Consider the following 19,587-nt stretch of genomic DNA (forward strand, 5'->3'; position numbering starts at 1 on the left):
GATGGCGGCTGCGCCTTATCCGGCCTACAAAACCGTGGGCATGATGCCAACCCGTAGGCCTGGTAAGCGTAGCGCCATCAAAACCGTAGGCATGATGCCAACCCGTAGGCCTGATAAGCGCAGCGCCATCAAAACCGCAGGCATGATGCCAACCCGTAGGCCTGATAAGCGTAGCGCCATCAGGCATTCAACGGCTTCGATGCCTCTCTTTATGCGTGGTGCGCCGCCTTCTTCAACCGCGCGACCAACTCAAACTCGTTGAAATTGACCGGCCGCTGCTGCTGGAGGGAGATATTGCCCGCAATGCCGGTCAATATCGACATCGCCCCCGCGCGGTGATCGGCTGCCCGTTGCAGCGGATCATGCTCCGGTGTGCCAAACAGATCTGCCAGCATCGCGTTATCTCCGCCGCCGTGCCCGCCTTCGCCGAGGGTAAACTCCGCTTTCCACGGCGCGGCAAACATCGGGAAAACGGTAATATCACACGACGTCAGGCTCCCCTCATTGGCGCGCTCGCCGCCCGCATTCACATAGGACTTCTCGACGATTTTCATCTCCAGCCGCCCGAGGCTGCCGTTGAACACCACGTTCAGACCCTCCCACGGCAGATAGGTATTCAGCGAGTAGGTCAGCTGGCACTGATTCTGGTACTTCACCAGCACCGACATCGTATCCTCAATGGTAATGCCGTCGCTAAACACGCTCTGATCGCGCCAGTAGTTATCCTCATGTTCCGCATCAAGATAGAGCGCTTTTAACTGCGGGTTATCCGCCATATGCAGGGCAAACGGATCGTCCTGGGCCGCGGCATAGCCGTGCGCGCGCGGGTAGAAGTGCGTCACGCCGCGCTTTTCGGCATTCTCTTTGCCGTAGAAGCGCAGGCCGCCTTCGGCATACACCCGCTGCGGGAAGCTATCGAGCCAGAAGTTCATCAGATCGAAATGGTGGGTCGATTTATGCACCAGCAGGCCGCCGCTGTTGCGCTTCTCCCGGTGCCAGCGGCGAAAGTAGTCCGCGCCATGTTCGGTATTGAGCAGCCACTCAAAATGCACCGAGTAGACCTCGCCGATGGTGTTGTTCATCAGCAGTTCACGCACTTTGCTGTGGTGCGGCGCATAGCGATAGTTGAAGGCGACGCGCACGGTTTTGCCGGTCTCTTCAATGGCATCAAGAATACGCAGCGCGCGCGTCTCATCGATGGTCATCGGTTTTTCGGTGATCACATCACAGCCCGCGCGCAGGGCGCGCACGATATAGTCATCGTGGGTTCTGTCCATGGTAGTGACGATAATCGTATCGGGCTGCGTTTCGCGGATCATCGCCTCAAACTGCGCCGCCTGCCAGGTGGGAACGGAGGCCGCGCCCTCCTGCATTAACAGCTGATTGGCGTAATCCATCCGCGTCTGGTTGGTATCGCAGAACGCCACCATGCGGGCATTCTCTCTCCACTGGCCGCCAATGGCGGAAATATACAAACCGGCACGCCCGCCCGTGCCCACTAACGCATAGCTCTTCATCGCATCCTCTCTTATGAATTGACCTGCTGAATTAATGGAACGTTGTTTCAATTCGCTGAGGTTACTGTAGCGCGATGGCGAAATATGCCTATGGCAGAGAGGGGAAAGTGTGATCCCCGGCCAAAAGTGGCCGGGGAGAGAGGGGGAGGTTAGTGCGCGCGGCCCTGCTCGATACCAACGCCGGTTTGCGAGCGGATAAACTGGGCGCGGAACAGCTCGCGCTCGCGTTTGCCCGCTTCGGTATTGTCGGTCGCCGAGAAGACCCAGATGCCGATAAAGGCCACGGCAATGGAGAAGAGCGCCGGGTATTCATACGGGAAGACCGGTGCGGCATGGCCGAGGATCTGCACCCAAATAGTCGGGCCGAGCACCATCAAAATCACCGCCGTCAGCAGGCCAAGCCAGCCGCCGATCATCGCCCCGCGGGTGGTCAGTTTCGACCAGTACATCGACAGCAGGATAATCGGGAAGTTACAGCTTGCGGCGATAGAGAAGGCCAGCCCCACCATAAAGGCGATGTTCTGATTCTCGAACAGAATGCCCAGTAGGATAGCCACCACGCCGAGGATCAGTACGGTGATTTTCGACACCCGCAGCTCCTGGCGCTCCGTCGCGCCTTTGCGGAAGACGTTGGCGTAGAGATCGTGCGACACCGCCGAAGCGCCCGCCAGCGTCAGGCCTGCGACCACCGCCAGAATGGTGGCGAAGGCGACGGCGGAGATAAAGCCGAGGAACAGGTTGCCACCCACGGCATCGGCGAGGTGCACCGCCGCCATGTTGTTGCCGCCAATCAGCGCGCCCGCCGCATCTTTAAATGCCGGGTTCGCGCCGACCAGCATGATGGCACCAAAACCGATGATAAAGGTCAGGATGTAGAAGTAGCCCATAAAGCCGGTGGCGTAGAGCACGCTTTTACGCGCTTCCCGCGCATCGCTGACGGTAAAGAAGCGCATCAAAATATGCGGTAAACCGGCAGTACCGAACATCAGCCCAAGGCCTAACGACAGCGCCGATATTGGATCTTTCACCAGCCCGCCTGGGCTCATGATTGCCTCGCCTTTCGGGTGCACTGCCATCGCTTCGCTAAACAGGTTATTGAAGCTGAAGCCGACATGTTTCATCACCATAAAGGCCATAAAGCTGGCACCGAACAGCAGCAGCACGGCTTTGATGATCTGCACCCAGGTAGTGGCGAGCATGCCGCCGAACAGCACATACATCACCATCAGCACGCCGACCAGCACTACCGCGATGTGGTAATTCAGGCCGAACAGCAGCTGGATAAGCTTGCCCGCACCGACCATCTGCGCGATGAGATAGAGCGCCACCACCACCAGCGAACCGCAGGCAGAGAGAATACGAATTGGTCCCTGCTTCAGGCGATAGGAGGCGACATCGGCAAAGGTGTACCGCCCGAGGTTGCGCAGCCGTTCGGCAATCAGGAACAGGATAATCGGCCAGCCGACGAGGAAGCCGAGGGAGTAGATCAGCCCGTCGTAGCCGGAGGTGTAGACCAGCGCCGAAATGCCAAGAAACGAGGCGGCAGACATAAAGTCACCGGCAATCGCCAGCCCGTTCTGGAAACCGGTGATATTGCCGCCCGCCGTATAGTAATCGTTGCGCGAGCGAACGCGTTTGGACGCCCAGTAGGTGATATAGAGGGTCAGCACGACGAAAATCAGGAACATGATAATCGCCTGCCAGTTGGTCGGCTGGCGCTGCACCGCGCCGGTAATGGCATCAGCGGCATTTGCCGCCAGCGGAAGTGTGGCGGCAAGCGCCGTCAGGACTCTCTTCATGGCGCTTTTACCTCGCTCAGTACCGCCCGGGTCAACCGTTCAAACTCACTGTTGGCGCGCCAGACATAGACCGCTGTCAGTACGAACGAAATCAAAATCACGCCGATACCAATCGGGATGCCGCGCGTGACGGTGGTGCCCGCATGCAGCGGCGTGCCGAGCCAGTACGGGGCAAAAGCGATAAGCATGATAAAGCCGACGTAGATAATCAGCATGATGATGGATAAGAGAAAGGCAAACCGTTGCCGTTTTTCAACTAACTCCCTGAAATGCGCACTGTTTTCTATCTGCTGATAAAGGTCGTTCATCGCAGGTCTCCAGAGGTTTATAGGGGCTTTCTTTGCCGGATGGCGACGCAACGCCTCTTATCCGGCCTACCACCCGCAGGGGCTTATGTAGGCCGGATAAGGCGTCAGCCGCCATCCGGCGTAATTATTATCTTCAAAGCCAGCCGGATAACGACGTCCAGCGCATCCGGCCCAGGGTTACGACGGCATCGTAATGGACTGCTTCTCTTCGAGCAGTTTCTCCACTACGCCCGGATCGGCGAGGGTTGAGGTATCGCCGAGGTTGCTGGTATCGCCAGCGGCAATCTTGCGCAAAATGCGGCGCATGATTTTGCCGGAGCGGGTTTTCGGCAGCGAGTCGGTCCAGTGCAGCACATCCGGCGTCGCCAGCGGGCCAATCTCTTTACGCACCCAGTTACGCACATCGGTATAGAGCTCCGGCGATGGCTCTTCGCCGTGGTTGAGCGTCACGTAAGCGTAGATCGCCTGGCCTTTGATATTGTGCGGAATACCGACCACCGCCGCTTCGGCGATTTTCGGGTGCGACACCAGCGCCGACTCAATCTCCGCCGTGCCAAGACGGTGGCCGGAGACGTTGAGCACATCGTCCACGCGCCCGGTGATCCAGTAGTAGCCATCCTCATCCCGGCGCGCGCCGTCGCCGCTGAAGTACATATTTTTAAAGGTGGAGAAGTAGGTCTGCTCGAAGCGATCGTGATCGCCAAACAGCGTCCGCGCCTGGCCCGGCCACGAGTCGGTGATCACCAGGTTGCCTTCGGTCGCGCCCTCAAGCGCGTTACCTTCGTTATCAACCAGCGCAGGCTGTACGCCAAAGAAGGGGCGCGTGGCGGAACCGGCCTTCAACCGGGTTGCGCCAGGCAGCGGGGTGATCATAAAACCGCCGGTTTCTGTCTGCCACCAGGTATCCATCACCGGGCATTTGCCGTTACCGATTTTCGACCAGTACCACTCCCAGGCTTCCGGGTTTATTGGCTCACCGACGGAACCCAAAATACGCAGCGAAGAGCGGTCGGTGCCGGTTATTGCTTTATCCCCTTCCGCCATCAGGGCGCGGATCGCCGTCGGCGCGGTGTAGAGAATATTGACCTTATGCTTATCCACCACCTGGCTCATGCGCGCCGGGGTCGGCCAGTTCGGCACCCCTTCAAACATCAGCGTGATGGCACCGCAGGCCAGCGGGCCGTAGAGCAGGTAGCTGTGGCCCGTTACCCAGCCGACATCCGCCGTACACCAGTAGACGTCGCCCGGATGGTAATCAAAAACATATTTAAAGGTGGTTGCGGCATACACCAGATAGCCGCCGGTGGTGTGCAGCACCCCTTTTGGTTTGCCGGTCGAGCCGGAGGTGTAGAGGATAAAGAGCGGATCTTCCGCGCCCACTTCCACAGGCTGATGCTCATCGCGGGCATTCGCCGTTAAATCGCTCCACCAGAGATCGCGCCCTTCGTGCCACTCGATATTGCCGCCGGTGCGCTTAAACACCACCACATGCTCAACGCTCTTCACGTTGGGGTTTTTCAGCGCGTCATCGACGTTCTTCTTCAGCGGGATGGCGCGCCCGGCGCGGACGCCCTCATCGGCGGTGATCACTAAGCGTGAGCTGGAGTCGATAATGCGCCCGGCAACCGCCTCCGGCGAGAAGCCGCCAAAAATCACCGAGTGAACCGCGCCAATACGCGCGCAGGCGAGCATCGCTACCGCCGCTTCCGGCACCATCGGCATATAGATCGCTACCACATCGCCTTTTTTAATGCCCAGATCCACCAGCACGTTGGCAAAGCGGCAGACATCGCGGTGCAGTTCGCGGTAGGTAATGGTTTTGCTCTGGCTGGCATCATCGCCTTCCCAGATAATCGCCGGCTGGTCGCCGCGCTCGGCGAGATGGCGATCGAGACAGTTCGCGGCCAGGTTCAGGGTGCCATCCTGATACCAGTTGATGGAGATATTGCCGGGCGCGAAAGAGGTGTTCTTAACGGTGGTGTAGGGTTTAATCCAGTCGAGGATTTTGCCCTCTTCGCCCCAGAAGGTCTCCGGGTCGCTAACGGACTGCTGATATTTGGCTTCATACTGCTGTGCATCGATCAGGCAACGCTCCGCAATGTTCGCGGGAATATCGTGTTTATGTATTTGGCTCATGGCGGTTGCTCTCCTTGTAAGATGTTAATAATATGTCACAAGAACGTTAATTGTAGGGCCTTTGCCTGCTTTGTTTATTATTTGCGCGATAGATCACGCATTAGGCAACGCAACTGCAAATTGGCAAAACCGTTTGTGCCGCACCTGAAAGGCGCTAAAAAGCATGCGGAGAGAGAAATTTCCTTCATAACAGTACGTTATGGAATAAGGCGATTTGATTACTCCGCTATTCGCTGGATAAAAGGTGAACAAGCGTAAGCACCTGAAAATAAACCACTGAACAAATAGCCTCTTAATAATTTTTGCCATTGATTATTCACTCTTTAAATAGAAAATCGCAGTGGAAATTTCGGTGTGGGATCGGTTGTACGACATTTCTGATGATTAAAAAGTGCGCAACCGAACAATTTCAGTGTATTAATTTCCAAAGTTAAATATTGGAATTACGCAGAGTGAAAAGTTTTTTATAACAAGTAGTTATTTTTCATAACTGGAATAAAAGACGGTTTTTCCTTAAAAAATCAGTCAAACCCCCTCCCGCTATAGGGTTGCGCGTTACACCTTGCAAATGGTACTGATAATGCGCGTTAAAAACCCCCGCAATACCGTGCAACGCAAATCATACCCTTTCAGTATGTGTCGTTCCTGTGCATGGAATGGCGCTTCATTGAGGATGTCTGTAGTGATGAAAAATATGAAAATCAGCCTGGCCTGGCAGATATTGCTGGCTCTGGTGCTGGGTATTCTTCTGGGTAGTTACTTGCATTACCAGAGCGACAGCCGTGAATGGCTGATTGCGAATTTCCTGTCTCCGGCGGGCGATATCTTTATTCATCTGATCAAAATGATCGTGGTGCCGATTGTGATCTCCACGCTGGTGGTGGGTATTGCAGGCGTTGGCGACGCGAAGCAGCTTGGTCGAATTGGCGCGAAAACCATTATCTATTTCGAAGTGATCACTACGGTTGCGATTGTGCTCGGCATTACGCTGGCCAACGTCTTCCAGCCGGGCGCGGGCATTGATATGTCGCAGCTGGCCACGGTGGATATTTCGAAATACCAAAGCACCACTGCGGACGTGCAGAGCCACGCTCACGGTCTGATGGGAACCATCCTGTCTCTGGTGCCGACCAACATCATTGCGTCGATGGCGAAAGGCGACATGCTGCCGATCATCTTCTTCTCCGTGCTGTTTGGCCTGGGTCTCTCGTCGCTGCCGGCAACGCACCGCGAACCGCTGGTAACCGTCTTCCGCTCCATTTCCGAAACCATGTTTAAAGTCACCCATATGGTGATGCGTTACGCGCCGGTCGGCGTCTTCGCGCTGATTTCGGTGACGGTCGCCAACTTTGGTTTCGCCTCGCTCTGGCCGCTGGCGAAGCTGGTGATCCTCGTTTATGTCGCAATCATCTTCTTTGCGCTGGTGGTGTTAGGTCTGGTGGCGCGCGTCTGCGGTCTGAGCGTCTGGACCCTAATCCGCATCCTGAAAGATGAGCTGATTCTGGCTTACTCCACCGCCAGCTCAGAGAGCGTGCTGCCGCGCATTATCGAAAAGATGGAAGCCTACGGCGCACCGCCGTCGATCACCAGTTTCGTGGTGCCGACCGGTTACTCCTTTAACCTCGACGGCTCGACCCTTTACCAGAGCATCGCGGCAATCTTTATCGCCCAGCTTTACGGCATTGACCTCTCGCTGTGGCAGGAGATCGTCCTCGTGCTGACGCTGATGGTGACCTCTAAAGGCATCGCCGGTGTGCCGGGCGTATCGTTTGTGGTGCTGCTGGCAACCCTTGGCAGCGTCGGTATCCCGCTGGAAGGGCTGGCGTTTATCGCCGGTGTTGACCGTATCCTCGATATGGCGCGTACCGCGCTGAACGTGGTCGGCAACGCGCTGGCGGTGCTGGTGATCGCCAAGTGGGAACATCAGTTTGACCGCAAAAAAGCGCAGGCCTACGAGCGCGAAATGCTGGGCAAATTTGATAAAACCGCCGGGCAGTAACCGGCGAATGCCCCCCACGCACGTGTGCCGGGGGGCATTTCTCCTTTTCGCGACCGCGACAACGACGCGCCTCTCATTTCTCCACCTCCCTCGCTGTAACTTATTGACACCCTTTATGTGAATGCCATGCTGAGGCCTTCGAACCGGCAGAAGGATGGACGCTATTATGGTTTCGCGTAAACCGGATGATGATCAGAGCGACGCTGCTTATCGCCGCGTGCGGCTGGACGATATCGCCACCCGTTGCGGCACCTCGCTCAGTACCGTTTCCCGTGCGCTCTCGGGCGAGAAGGGGGTAAGCGAGACGCTGCGCGCCCGCATTCAGGAGGTCGCTCGCGCCATGCGTTACACACCGGCCCAGGAGATTGGCGGCACGCGTATTGTGCTGGCGGTGTCGCAGGCGGCGATGCTTGATTACAACCGCTATCAGTTCAGCTGGTATGTGTTGCAGGGGTTAAAAGAGCGGGCAAAAGTGCTCGGCGTCGAGTTAACGACGCATGCTCTGAGCGGCCAGGATGACCCCGCCTTGCACGCGCTGCTGAGCGAACCCGATATCGGCGGCGTGCTGGCGTTAACGGTGGATGACCCCGGTTTTCTCACCGCCGTGGCCGGGCTGCGCAAACCGGCGATGCTGGTCAACAGCGAAGATCCGCTGATGCGCCTCTCCAGCGTGCTGCCCTGCAACCGCTCTGCCACGCGCATGGCCTGCGACTATCTGATTGCCCACGGGCACCAGCATATTCTGTTTCTCACCCATCCTGGTCGACGCACCATTACGCAGCGGGAAGAGGGGTGGCGGGAAGCGATGCGCGATGCGCACCTCTCCTGCGACGAGGGCGATATTCTCACCGTGACTGACTGGCTGCCGGAGCTGGCCGAGCAGGCGGTGATGGCGTGGTTTGCGAAGGGGAAACACCCGCATACCGCAATTCTGTGCGCCAATGATTCGCTGGCGCTGGGGGCGATGCAGGGGCTGACAAAATTGGGCATCGGCGTGCCGGAGGCGGTGTCGGTGGTCGGCATGAACGATCTGCCGCAGGCGGAGTTTGCTTCCCCGGCGCTGACCACGGTGCATCTGCCGGTGCAGGAGATGGGCACCCTCGCGCTCGAGCTATTGCAGGATATGATTGCCGGTAGCGTTGAAACCCCGCGGCGGATTGAGCTGGCCTGCACGATGGTCGAGCGTCAGTCGGTAGCAAAACGGGGCGCCGAAGCGTCCCCGTTTTAAGCACGAGCGGGTTAATCGAATTTCGCCCGCTCCATTTTTGGCACCAACAGCAGGTACATCACGCCCCAGGCAACCAGATAGGCGACAGAGCTGATGGCAAACAGCGCCCAGTAATTACCTGATGACTCCAGCACGGCACCAATAACCGTTGAGAAAATCACGCTGCCGATCATGCCGAAGGTGCTGCCAATCCCGACCACGGAGCCGACCGCCGCGTTAGGGAAGAGATCGGAGACCGAGGTCAAAATATTCGCCGACCAGCCCTGATGCGCAGCCGCCGCCAGACCGACCAGCGCCACCGCAGCCCACAGATTATCGACCTGGGTGGCGGCAAAAATCGGCGTCACCAGGCAGGCGCAAATCAGCATCGTGGTTTTACGCGCTTTCGCCGCGCTAAAGCCCTTACTCATCAGTTTGCCCGGCAGCCAGCCCGCGCCGAGACTGCCGACAATCGCAAACAGATAGATCACGATCAGCGGTAAACCTAAACCCTCCATATTCAGCCCGCGCGACTCGTTAAGCCACTTCGGCAGCCAGAAGAGGAAGAACCACCAGATCGGGTCGGTCAGCATCTTGCCCAGCGCAAACGCCCACAGCTGGCGATACTTCAGCAACTGCGTCCATTTGATGGCGGAGACATTCACCGCCTCTTCTTTGTCCTGGCGGATCCACGTCAGCTCTTCCTGAGTGGCTTTATCGCTCGCTTTACCGAAGGCTAAAAACCATGGGATCAGCCAGATAAAGCCGACGCCGCCGAGGATCAGAAACGCGCCGTGCCAGCCGTAATGAATGGCAATAAAGGGGATCAATGCCGGTGAGATCACCACGCCAATGTTGACCGCTACGCCAAGAATACCGGTGGCCAGCGTGCGCTCTTTTTTCGGGAACCAGTCGGAGATCACTTTCATCGCCGCCGGGAAGTTAGCCGCTTCGCCCAGCCCCAAAATCACGCGCACAATCATAAAACCGACCACGGTGCCGACCACCGCGTGCAGCATGGCGGCGGCGCTCCACACCACCATGGCGATGGCATAGCTGATTCGGGTGCCCAGCTTGTCGATAATGCGCCCGCACACCAGCGTGCCGATGCCGTAAGCAATGGTGAAGGCATTTACCAGCCAGCTATATTCGATCTGCGTCCAGCCGATATCCTTTTGCAGCATCGGTGCCAGCAGGCCGAGGATCTGCCGGTCCATATAGTTGACCGTGGTGGCGAACACCAGCATGGAGCAGATCACCCACCGGTAGTTGCTTTTTGGCTTCGCCACCGCCCGGGCGGGGTTGTGGATCGCATTCGGGTTAACGTCGTTTTGCGCCGCCGCCTTTGGGCTACGCGCCTTATCAATTTGCGTTTCCATAAACTGTCTCCCGACCCGCACGGTCACCCGCCGGGTCGTTACGCGCCAGAGGGATTAGAGAGTGAGTTCGCGGCTTTCGCCATCGACGGTCCACGTCGCCGGGTCGAGTGTGCGCCCCTGCGCCTGCACGCGTCCGTCGGCATAAAACAGCACCTCACCGTAATTCGCATCGCATACCTGCAGCGTGCCGTCGCTCAGCGTTTCAACCTGCAAGCCCGCGAAGTGGCTGGCAAATTGCGCCAGCGTGGTGAGCGCGGGGTCGTCATTGAGGCGGATCAGCCAGCAGGTTTCACGCCCTGCAAGGCGCACTTCGCACTCGCGGGTCGGGCCGCCATCGACCACCTCAAAAGGCTGGTTGCCGGTCAGTTGCACCATGCCTTCACCACCGCGCAGCAGAATACGCGCTGCATCGATCTGCTTTTCATCAAAGGCGCTCTGCGGCAGCCAGGCGTGGGTAAAGTCCGGTTGTCCGTCATGGGTGTTAAAGAGGACCACCGCCAGACCACGGTATTGCTGCACGCGCGGCAGCGTGCCGCACCCGCCCCAGTAGGAAGGGCGACCAAAACCGCCGTGCAGGGTTTCGCCGGGGTGATTGATCCACATCTGCGCTTCCGGCTGGTCGCCGATGCGCAGGTGGATTGGCGTCTCCTGATATCCCCATTCGCCCCAGCGATAGCCGGCAATCGAACCCATCGCCGCCTGGCGTGTTTTGTAGTGATAGAGGCGAGCGATGCGGTTTGCGCCCTGGGCGAAACACCACTCCAGCGCGCTGTCACCCTGCCAGACGGCAACCCCGGCAAGCTCTGGCGCCAGCGACAGTTTTTGCTGGCGCAGCAGCAGCGCAATTTGCGGCAGGGCGTGGAAGCGGCAGCCATAGTTGCCTTTGCCCCACAGCAGGCGGGAGAGGGCAGAGAGCTCCAGCGAGCGCCCGGCGCGTAAGGTGTATTCGTAGGAGCGCCCCTGCGAGGCGGTAAGCGTTCCCTGGTGGGCGGAACGCGCAATCTGTTCTAATAAACGTGCAATCGCGCGCTGGCTGCGGGCAACGATTTCAGCATCGTCCGCCAGCGCGGCGAGCGCGGTTAACCCTTTTAAATCAATCGGAAAATAGGGGGCCGAGTTCCACTCCGCCATTTCGCACTGCTCGAAATGATCAAGCCACGCCAGCACGCGCGTGCGCCCAGCATCGGCCTGCTCCCGCCCGCTTCGACCGCTGCGCGTAAAGGTGCTGTCGGCAAAGAAGCTGCCCGCCAGATAGGCGGCGGTGTGAAACAGCAGGGCGTGGTTTTCGGAGAAGTACCACTGCACATCATTGCCCGGCTCATCCATCCAGTAGCGGAAGTTGAGGATCGCATGATCGATTTTCGCCCGCGTGTCGGCGGCGATCTGCTCGCCCCAGGCGATACGGCACCACAGCAGCGGTACGAGGGTGAAATCCGCGCAGTCATGACACGCTTCGACCGAGGGCAGCACCCCTTCAAGCATGGCGTGAGTCTGCGCGTCGTTCATATGGCAGGCCAGCCGCGCCAGCGCTTTAACGCTGCTGTATTCGCCCCGGGTCGCGACATAGTGCAGCGCTTCGTCGATGCGCGCCTGCGGAGTAACGGGCACCTGCGCCTGCTCTTCGGCGTGGCAGATCTCCACCCCCAGCGTGCGGGTGATGCGAAAGCCTGCTTTCTCTAAGCTGATAACAAAATTGCGGAAATCGGCGGGCAGCGCTTCGCTCTGCGCAATCTCCACCTCCGTTTCGCCTTTCTCCAGCGTTGCCGCAAGCTCAACTGGCCTGTCTAAGGAGATAAAATCCCCCACCACGCGAATGGCGAGATGCAGGGTCTCCGCTGCGGGTTGTGGAAAGCGCAGACGCACCGGGCCGGAGGTGTAGGTCGCCTGATCAAAGCAGATGCCGTCGAGCAGTTTCTCCATATGGCGGGTCATCTCGCCACCGATCGGCGTCGGCAGCGCAATGTGCAGCGGCGCGCCCTGTAAGTAGTCGAGCTGGAAGAAGAAGCGAATATCGCGCTCGGCCAGATCGTCAAACCAGACGGCAATCTCGTTTAACCCGGCGTTCAGCGTGACCGTAAACTCAAATACGCTCTCGAAGTTACGCTGGTAATCCGCCTTCCACGCCACCTCTTTACCGTTCACCGACACCACCGCTGCCCCGCAGGTGGTCAGGCGAAAGGTGTGCTCGCCTGGCTCTTCTGCCACAAAGTGACTTGTTGCCAGCGCGCCGACGCGCGTCGGGCGAAACCAGAAGCCGGAGAGATCGACGCGATCCGAGCCAAACGGAAACCACCAGCTTGTCATTGCGGTCTCGCCAAACGGCGTCGGCTTTTTGCCAGCGAAATCGCGCTGAAATTCCGTGCGGCACGGGTAGGTGTGGGGAATAAAGTTTTTATGTTTACTTAAAAAGAAAAAGGGATCCATTTCGCCCTGCATTGGCTGGTCAGCCACATCATAGGGCAGGGAAGAAATGGGCGATAATTGCCAGTAGCGCACGGCGTTATTTATCGCGAGCGGAAAATAACAATAATTCTCTTGCGGCGTTGTCATTATTTTCTCCAGGTACAGAGCTGTTGTTTTATTTATTTTCTGTCAGACGCAGACCTTCGCTGAGGCATAAAATTGCCAGCGCCTGGCCGTAGCCCGTCGGTTGTAGGGGAATATCCTTATAAAATTGCAGGGTTCTGCCCATGCGCGTGCCGTAAGAGACATTGTGTACGGTGCCGCGGCTATCAATATTATTTTGCACGGCGGCCAGCGCTTTTAATCCCGCCGCTTTCCAGCGTGCATCGCCAATGCCGAGCCGCGCGCCTTTTAACAGCCCGTAACCAAACCCGGCGGTGGCGGAGATCTCTTCATAGGAGTCGGGGTGATCGAGCAGGGTGTGCCATGCGCCGCTTTCCGCTTGCAGATCCAGCAGGGTGTTAACCTGCGCTTTCAGGCACTCAAGCAGGTAGTCACGCACGCCGCCGCCGAGATCGGTAAGTTCAATAAACTCCAGAATGCCGACGGTGATCCAGGCATTGCCGCGCGCCCAGCGGGCATTGGCGAAGTTGCTCTTTTCGGCGAAGCTCCAGCCGTGAAACCACAACCCGGTGTGCGGATCGTTAAGATAGCGGGCGTGGAGCAGGAACTGGCGCACCGCTTCATCTACCAGCTCCTGGCGGCCGGAAACGGTGCCGTAATGGCCGAGAAACAGCACCACCATAAATAGCGTGTCGTCCCAGATCTCCTGCTCGTTGATGCCGTCGGAGACCACATGTTGAAAGCCGCGCTCCGGCGTGCGCGGCAATTCGCTCATCACGCGATCGGCCCAGGCATCCAGCACCTGCTGATAGCGCGGGTTACGGTGATGAGACCAGAAGAGCGACAGCGGCAGCATCGGTGCGGTGGTGTTGATATTAAGCGGCGGCAGCCCTTTGGCGATATTCTCCTCAAACCAGCGGTCGATTTGGTTATAAATGTCATCCCGCCGCGTAAATTCCCACAGCCTGACCATGCCAAATAACCCGACGCCCTGCGGCCACTCCCAGCTGGTAAAGGAAATATAATCCCCCGGCGTGCCGTCGAGATTTGGCTCATTAAATTTTCCCTCATCTTTTAATGAGGTAAAGCCCTGCAATAATAAATTTAATTGATCACTTAATGTGCGCATTTGCATATTTAATCCCACGCTGAAAATTATTTTATGCGTTGATTAAATCACTTTGATTTTTTAATGCGCAATACGAAAAAATTTTGCGTTTTTGAATTGTGAGCCATGCGGTAATTCTTAATCGAGGGGCTTTACAGGAATGGAAGATAAAACAACAGGTTAATGAAATAATGTTTTAAATTTTCATGGAGGGCGCAAAAATTTTGCGCGCAGGGGGTGAAAAGAAAAAAAACGGGGGCGTTCGCCCCCGCTTTTCTCAACCCATCGCGCTTTCGCGCAGCCGGGTCTTCAGCTTGCTGTACTCATCAATGACATACTGCTCGGCGGCGCGCTGATCGGCGATCGGCTCAATGCGCACGGCGCAGTATTTATACTCCGGCGTTTTGGTTATCGGGCTTAAGTTCTCCGTCACCAGCTCGTTACAGGCACCGATCCACCACTGGTAGGTCATATAGACTGCCCCTTTGTTCGGGCGATCGCTGACCTGCGCGCGGGTGATGATTTTGCCTTTGCGCGAGTTAACCCACACCAGCGCCTCATCTTCAATGCCCAGCCTTGCGGCGTCGGCCGTGTTGATCTGCGCATAGCCCGGTTCATCCGCCAGTGCGGCGAGCGCGGCGCAGTTGCCGGTCATCGAGCGGCAGGAGTAGTGGCCCACTTCGCGCACGGTGGAGAGCACCATCGGATACTCTTCGGTGAGTTTATCCATCGGCGCGACCCAGTCGCAGGTGAAGAACTGCGCCTTACCATTCGGCGTATCGAACTGCTCCTTAAACAGATACGAGGTGCCCTGATCGGCCTCTGACTCATCGCGGCACGGCCACTGGATGTAGCCCAGCTCACCCATTTTTTCATAGGTGGCACCATAGAAGTCCGGGCACAAATGACGCAGCTCGTCCCAAATCTCCTGCGTGTTGCGGTAGTGCATCGGGTAGCCCATGCGGGTGGCGATCTCGCTGATGATTTGCCAGTCCGTTTTCAGATCCCACTTCGGCTCGACGGCTTTAAAGAAGCGCTGGAAGCCGCGATCCGCTGCGGTGTAGACCCCTTCATGTTCGCCCCATGAGGTCGAAGGCAGGATGACATCCGCCGCAGAGGCGGTTTTGGTCATAAAGATATCCTGCACAATCACCAGCTCAAGCCCCTCAAACGCTTTACGCACCGCCGACAGCTCGGCGTCCGTTTGCAGCGGATCTTCGCCCATGATGTAGGCGGCGCGCACTTCGCCGTGCTCCACGCGGTGCGGCAGTTCGCTGATGCGGTAGCCGGTATGTGCCGGTAAACTCTCCACCCCCCAGGCTTTGGCGAACTTCTCGCGGTGGGCCTCCTCTTTCACGTACTGGTAGCCAGGGAAGGTGTCCGGCAGCGCACCCATATCGCAGGCACCCTGCACGTTGTTCTGCCCGCGCACCGGGTTAACACCAACGTGCGCTTTGCCGAGGTTACCGGTGAGCATCGCCAGGCTGGTCAGCGAGCGCACGGTCTCCACGCCCTGATAGAACTGGGTGACGCCCATGCCCCAGAGGATGGCGGCGGTTTTCGCCCCGGCATACATGCGCGCGGCCTGGCGAATCTGCTGGGCGCTGACGCCGGTCACCTCTTCAACCGACTCCGGCGTATAACCTTCAACGATCTTGCGATACTCCCCGAACCCTTCCGTACGGCTGGCGACAAACGCCTCGTCGTAGAGTTTTTCCTCAATAATCACATGGCCCATGGCGTTCAACAGGGCAATGTTAGAACCGTTTTTCAACGCGACATGCAGATCGGCGATGCGCGCGGTTTCAATTTTACGCGGATCGCAGACGATAATTTTCGCCCCGTTTTGCTTCGCGCGAATCACATGATTGGCGACGATCGGGTGGGAATCCGCCGGGTTGTACCCAAAGATAAAGACTAAATCGGTGTTATCGATTTCATTGATGGCATTACTCATTGCGCCATTACCGACCGACTGGTGCAGACCTGCAACCGAGGGGCCGTGTCAGACACGCGCGCAGCAGTCAACGTTATTGGTACCAATAACGGCGCGCGCGAATTTTTGCATGATGTAGTTGGTTTCGTTGCCGGTGCCGCGCGATGAGCCGGTGGTCTGGATCGCATCGGGGCCATATTTTGCTTTGATCTCGCTCAGACGGCTGGCGACATAATCGAGCGCCTCCTCCCAGGAGACCGACTCCAGTTTGCCGCCGCGCTGGCGGCGAATCATCGGGGTTTTCAGGCGCGGCGTCAGGATCTGGGTATCGTTAATGAAATCCCAGCCGTAATAGCCTTTCAGGCAGAGGGTTCCCTGGTTGGTTTTCCCCTGCGCTGCTTCCGCCCGAACGATTTTGCCGTTATCGACCACGAGGTGAATCTTGCATCCCGAGGCGCAATACGGGCAAACCGTGACGACTTTTTCCATCACTTTCGCTCCAGTTAAAAAATTGCGTTTCCGCTGTCGCTCCCGGTTATGCATCTTTTATGCCATCGCAATGCAGAGGGGCGTGAGGGGATATTACGGCGCAAAAGCGAGCAAAATAGTGACGAAGCGCAGTCCATCGTCAAATGTGACGTGTCGAAAGGCGAGGGGGATGTGACCGCGCTTAAAAAATCAGCATTTATTCACTGCATTTATTAAAGGCAGCCAACAGAATAGATAAGAGTGAGTAACGCGAGCCTGTGGAAGCGAATAATGAAACCTGCGATCCTGGTGGTAGATGACGATACGGCGGTATGTGCGCTGCTGGAGGATGTGCTGAGCGAGCACGTCTTTACGGTTCATCTTTGCCATAACGGACTGGATGCGATCACGCTTTGCGCGCAGCACCCGGAGATTGCGTTGGTGCTGCTGGATATGGTGCTGCCCGATATCAATGGCCTGCGCGTATTGCAGCAGTTGCAAAAAATTCGCCCTGCGTTGCCGGTAGTCATGCTGACGGGGATGGGCAGCGAAGCGGATGTGGTGGTCGGCCTGGAGATGGGCGCGGATGACTATATCGGCAAACCTTTTAACGCCCGCGTGCTGGTGGCGCGCGTCAACGCCGTGCTGCGCCGCACCGGCGTGCTGGCGGCTGAAACAACTCCAGCGAAAAGCGCCGGTTTTGCGTTTAACGGCTGGCATCTTGACCCGATACGCTGTGAGTTGCTCAATCCGCAGCAGCAGGTGGTCGATTTAACGCAGGGGGAGTACAGCCTGCTGCTGGCGCTGGTGCAAAATGCGCGGCGCGTGTTGAACCGCGAGCAGCTTTTAACCCTGACGCACAGTGAAAGTGTTGAGGTGTTTGACCGCACCATTGATGTGTTGATTATGCGCCTGCGGCGCAAGATTGAGGTCAACCCGCATCAGCCAGCGCTTATCAAAACGCTGCGCGGCCTGGGGTATGTGTTTGCCGCCGATGTCGTGCAGGGCGAGAAAGCCGCCTAGGCTCTTTTTTGCCGGATGGCGGCTGCGCCTTATCCGGCCTACGCCGTTCCAGTAACACCGAACCCCATCCGACAATCCTGCACCATATCGGTTTTGTAGGCCGGATAAGCGCAGCGCCATCCGGCGCATGCCGTTCCAGCAACACCGAACGAAATGCGGCAATCATACAATCTCGCACCATATCGGTTTTGTAGGCCGGATAAGCGCAGCGCCATCCGGCACATGCTGTTTCAGCAACACCGAACCCATCCGGCAATCGTCACCCGTTACCCCTTCATCCACATGCGGATGCCGTCGAGGAACATCTGCGTGGCGAGCATCACCAGGATCAGCCCCATCAACCGCTCGAGCGCATTCACTCCTTTTTCGCCCAATAACCGCAAAAAGAGCGACGACTGCAGCAGAATCGCCACCGTGCCGCCCCAGGCGATCAGCAGCGCAATCACTAAATGCCCCATCTGATTCGGGTATTGATGCGACAGCAGCATCAGCGTCGCCAGCAGCGTCGGGCCAGCAACCAGCGGGATCGCCAGCGGCACGATAAATGGCTCCTCGCCGGCGGGCAGGCCAGAGCTACTGCCGGTGGGGCTGGGGAAAATCATCTTGATAGCAATCAAAAAGAGAATAATGCCGCCGGAGATCGACACCGTTTCGGCGCGCAGGCTGAGGACAGAAAGAATTTTCTCGCCGGCGAAGAGGAAAATAAACATCACCAGCAGCGCAATAAGCAGCTCGCGGATCATAATCGCGCGGCGGCGTTTTGGCTCGGTGTGTTTTAACACCGACATAAATATCGGCAGGTTGCCCAGCGGATCCATTATTAATATCAACAATACGGCGGCAGAGATGATTTCATTCATTGATTATTATTCCGGACATTTGCGGCGAAAATGGCGTAATTAGCGGCATTTCTAACGCAGTGGCGATCATTGATTAATTTCACTTGCGACTTTGGCTGCATTTTGTAATGTGGAGCGATGTCCAGTTATCGCTGGCTCGCATACACAGCACACATCTTCGCAGGAACTCGTTATGAAAAATGTTGGTTTTATCGGCTGGCGCGGTATGGTCGGCTCCGTCCTCATGCAACGCATGGTTGAAGAGCATGATTTTGACGCCATTCGCCCTGTTTTCTTCTCTACTTCCCAGCTCGGCCAGCCCGCGCCCGCGTTTGCAGGCCAGGCGACCGGCACCCTTCAGGATGCGTTCGATCTGGAGGCGCTGAAGGCGCTCGACATCATTGTCACCTGCCAGGGCGGCGATTATACCAACGAAATCTATCCAAAGCTTCGTGAAAGCGGTTGGCAGGGTTACTGGATTGATGCTGCTTCGTCGCTGCGCATGAAAGATGACGCGATCATTATTCTCGACCCGGTAAACCAGGGCGTCATCACCGACGGGCTGAATAAAGGCATCAAAACTTTTGTTGGCGGTAACTGTACCGTCAGCCTGATGCTGATGTCCCTCGGCGGCCTGTTCGCCAACAATCTCATCGAGTGGGTATCGGTCGCCACTTACCAGGCCGCGTCCGGCGGCGGTGCGCGCCATATGCGTGAACTGCTGACGCAGATGGGCCAACTGCATCACCACGTGGCTACCGAACTGGAAAACCCGGCCTCTGCCATTCTCGATATCGAACGCAAAGTGACGGCGCTGACCCGCAGCGGCGATCTCAGCACCGAGAACTTCGGCGTACCGCTGGCCGGCAGCCTGATCCCGTGGATCGACAAACAGCTCGATAACGGCCAGAGCCGTGAAGAGTGGAAAGGGCAGGCGGAAACCAACAAAATTCTTAACACCGCGTCAGCCATTCCGGTTGATGGCCTCTGCGTGCGTATCGGCGCGCTGCGCTGCCACAGCCAGGCCTTCACCCTCAAACTGAAAAAAGATGTCTCGATCCCGACCATCGAAGAGCTGCTGGCGGCACACAACCCGTGGGCGAAAGTGGTGCCGAACGATCGTGAGATCTCGATGCGCGAGCTGACGCCTGCCGCCGTCACCGGCACGCTGACCACTCCGGTTGGCCGTCTGCGCAAGCTGAACATGGGGCCGGAGTACCTCTCCGCCTTTACCGTCGGCGACCAGTTACTCTGGGGTGCCGCAGAGCCGCTACGGCGTATGCTGCGCCAGCTGGCGTAGAACAATCCTCCTTATAAGGGTGCTTCGGCACCCTTTTTTTTG

13 protein-coding genes are annotated in these 19,587 nt (G+C 57.6%); 4 read left to right on the forward strand and 9 right to left on the reverse strand.

All coding sequences use genetic code 11. The annotated features are described in order from the left end of the window. Positions 1-209: 209 nt before the first annotated feature. The 4 genes from IAE48_RS11855 to acs all read right to left on the reverse strand — a co-directional run bounded on the left by IAE48_RS11855 (position 210) and on the right by acs (position 5,760). Positions 210-1,517, reverse strand: a complete 1,308-nt coding sequence (locus IAE48_RS11855) for a Gfo/Idh/MocA family protein (RefSeq protein ID WP_200134505.1) — start codon at positions 1,515-1,517, stop codon at positions 210-212. 149 nt (positions 1,518-1,666) lie between these two features. After that, entirely contained in the window at positions 1,667-3,316 is a 1,650-nt protein-coding gene (gene actP, locus IAE48_RS11860; protein WP_023478518.1) for a cation/acetate symporter ActP, read from the reverse strand. Further along, positions 3,313-3,624: a DUF485 domain-containing protein gene (locus IAE48_RS11865; RefSeq protein WP_200134506.1), complete on the reverse strand. Its 312-nt coding sequence runs from the start codon at positions 3,622-3,624 to the stop codon at positions 3,313-3,315. The genes actP and IAE48_RS11865 overlap by 4 nt, the downstream gene beginning before the upstream one ends. 177 nt (positions 3,625-3,801) lie before the next feature. Next, positions 3,802-5,760 (reverse strand): acetate--CoA ligase, encoded by a 1,959-nt coding sequence (acs, locus tag IAE48_RS11870; RefSeq protein ID WP_200134507.1) that lies wholly within the window; start codon positions 5,758-5,760, stop codon positions 3,802-3,804. Between the two features lie 685 nt (positions 5,761-6,445). Between acs and gltP the strand changes: the two genes are divergently transcribed. Both gltP and IAE48_RS11880 read left to right on the forward strand, forming a co-directional pair. Then, positions 6,446-7,759, forward strand: a complete 1,314-nt coding sequence (gene gltP, locus IAE48_RS11875; RefSeq protein ID WP_181162182.1) for a glutamate/aspartate:proton symporter GltP — start codon at positions 6,446-6,448, stop codon at positions 7,757-7,759. A 166-nt stretch (positions 7,760-7,925) separates the two neighbouring features. Continuing rightward, positions 7,926-8,987 carry a LacI family DNA-binding transcriptional regulator gene (locus IAE48_RS11880; RefSeq protein WP_200134508.1) on the forward strand — a complete coding sequence of 354 codons (1,062 nt, stop codon included), beginning with the start codon at positions 7,926-7,928 and terminating at the stop codon, positions 8,985-8,987. A gap of 11 nt (positions 8,988-8,998) precedes the next feature. Here the strand turns inward: IAE48_RS11880 and IAE48_RS11885 are convergent, their stop codons facing one another. The 4 genes from IAE48_RS11885 to fdhF form a co-directional block, all read right to left on the reverse strand. Further along, positions 8,999-10,345 (reverse strand): MFS transporter, encoded by a 1,347-nt coding sequence (locus tag IAE48_RS11885; protein ID WP_200134509.1) that lies wholly within the window; start codon positions 10,343-10,345, stop codon positions 8,999-9,001. Between the two features lie 54 nt (positions 10,346-10,399). After that, the gene (locus tag IAE48_RS11890; protein ID WP_200134510.1) at positions 10,400-12,895 is read right to left on the reverse strand and encodes a hypothetical protein; all 2,496 of its coding nucleotides are present in this window, start codon (positions 12,893-12,895) and stop codon (positions 10,400-10,402) included. A 28-nt stretch (positions 12,896-12,923) separates the two neighbouring features. Continuing rightward, on the reverse strand, positions 12,924-14,006 hold the full coding sequence (locus IAE48_RS11895; RefSeq protein WP_042712702.1) for a glycoside hydrolase family 105 protein: 1,083 nt from the start codon (positions 14,004-14,006) through the stop codon (positions 12,924-12,926). A gap of 250 nt (positions 14,007-14,256) precedes the next feature. Further along, positions 14,257-16,404 carry a formate dehydrogenase subunit alpha gene (gene fdhF, locus IAE48_RS11900; RefSeq protein WP_094192995.1) on the reverse strand — a complete coding sequence of 716 codons (2,148 nt, stop codon included), beginning with the start codon at positions 16,402-16,404 and terminating at the stop codon, positions 14,257-14,259. 270 nt (positions 16,405-16,674) lie between these two features. On the opposite strand from fdhF, the gene IAE48_RS11905 reads away from it, so the two are divergent. Continuing rightward, positions 16,675-17,406: a response regulator gene (locus IAE48_RS11905; RefSeq protein ID WP_200134511.1), complete on the forward strand. Its 732-nt coding sequence runs from the start codon at positions 16,675-16,677 to the stop codon at positions 17,404-17,406. A gap of 266 nt (positions 17,407-17,672) precedes the next feature. Here the strand turns inward: IAE48_RS11905 and IAE48_RS11910 are convergent, their stop codons facing one another. Next, on the reverse strand, positions 17,673-18,266 hold the full coding sequence (locus IAE48_RS11910) for a YhgN family NAAT transporter (RefSeq protein ID WP_023478474.1): 594 nt from the start codon (positions 18,264-18,266) through the stop codon (positions 17,673-17,675). Positions 18,267-18,438: 172 nt separating this feature from the next. Between IAE48_RS11910 and asd the strand changes: the two genes are divergently transcribed. Then, a complete protein-coding gene (gene asd, locus IAE48_RS11915; protein ID WP_200134512.1) occupies positions 18,439-19,545 on the forward strand; it encodes an aspartate-semialdehyde dehydrogenase in 1,107 nt (368 codons plus the stop codon). Positions 19,546-19,587: the final 42 nt, after the last annotated feature.

The organism is Kosakonia sp. S57 (genome assembly GCF_016516575.1).
Lineage (GTDB): Bacteria > Pseudomonadota > Gammaproteobacteria > Enterobacterales > Enterobacteriaceae > Kosakonia > Kosakonia cowanii.

Excerpts from the sequence above, each read along its gene's own strand:
- asd (WP_200134512.1), top strand. The coding sequence starts at position 18,439 with ATGAAAAATGTTGGTTTTATCGGCTGGCGCGGTATGGTCGGCTCCGTC.
- gltP (WP_181162182.1), top strand. The coding sequence starts at position 6,446 with ATGAAAAATATGAAAATCAGCCTGGCCTGGCAGATATTGCTGGCTCTG.
- IAE48_RS11910 (WP_023478474.1), bottom strand. The coding sequence starts at position 18,266 with ATGAATGAAATCATCTCTGCCGCCGTATTGTTGATATTAATAATGGAT.
- acs (WP_200134507.1), bottom strand. The coding sequence starts at position 5,760 with ATGAGCCAAATACATAAACACGATATTCCCGCGAACATTGCGGAGCGT.
- IAE48_RS11895 (WP_042712702.1), bottom strand. The coding sequence starts at position 14,006 with ATGCAAATGCGCACATTAAGTGATCAATTAAATTTATTATTGCAGGGC.
- IAE48_RS11855 (WP_200134505.1), bottom strand. The coding sequence starts at position 1,517 with ATGAAGAGCTATGCGTTAGTGGGCACGGGCGGGCGTGCCGGTTTGTAT.
- IAE48_RS11905 (WP_200134511.1), top strand. The coding sequence starts at position 16,675 with ATGAAACCTGCGATCCTGGTGGTAGATGACGATACGGCGGTATGTGCG.
- IAE48_RS11890 (WP_200134510.1), bottom strand. The coding sequence starts at position 12,895 with ATGACAACGCCGCAAGAGAATTATTGTTATTTTCCGCTCGCGATAAAT.
- IAE48_RS11885 (WP_200134509.1), bottom strand. The coding sequence starts at position 10,345 with ATGGAAACGCAAATTGATAAGGCGCGTAGCCCAAAGGCGGCGGCGCAA.
- IAE48_RS11880 (WP_200134508.1), top strand. The coding sequence starts at position 7,926 with ATGGTTTCGCGTAAACCGGATGATGATCAGAGCGACGCTGCTTATCGC.
- actP (WP_023478518.1), bottom strand. The coding sequence starts at position 3,316 with ATGAAGAGAGTCCTGACGGCGCTTGCCGCCACACTTCCGCTGGCGGCA.
- IAE48_RS11865 (WP_200134506.1), bottom strand. The coding sequence starts at position 3,624 with ATGAACGACCTTTATCAGCAGATAGAAAACAGTGCGCATTTCAGGGAG.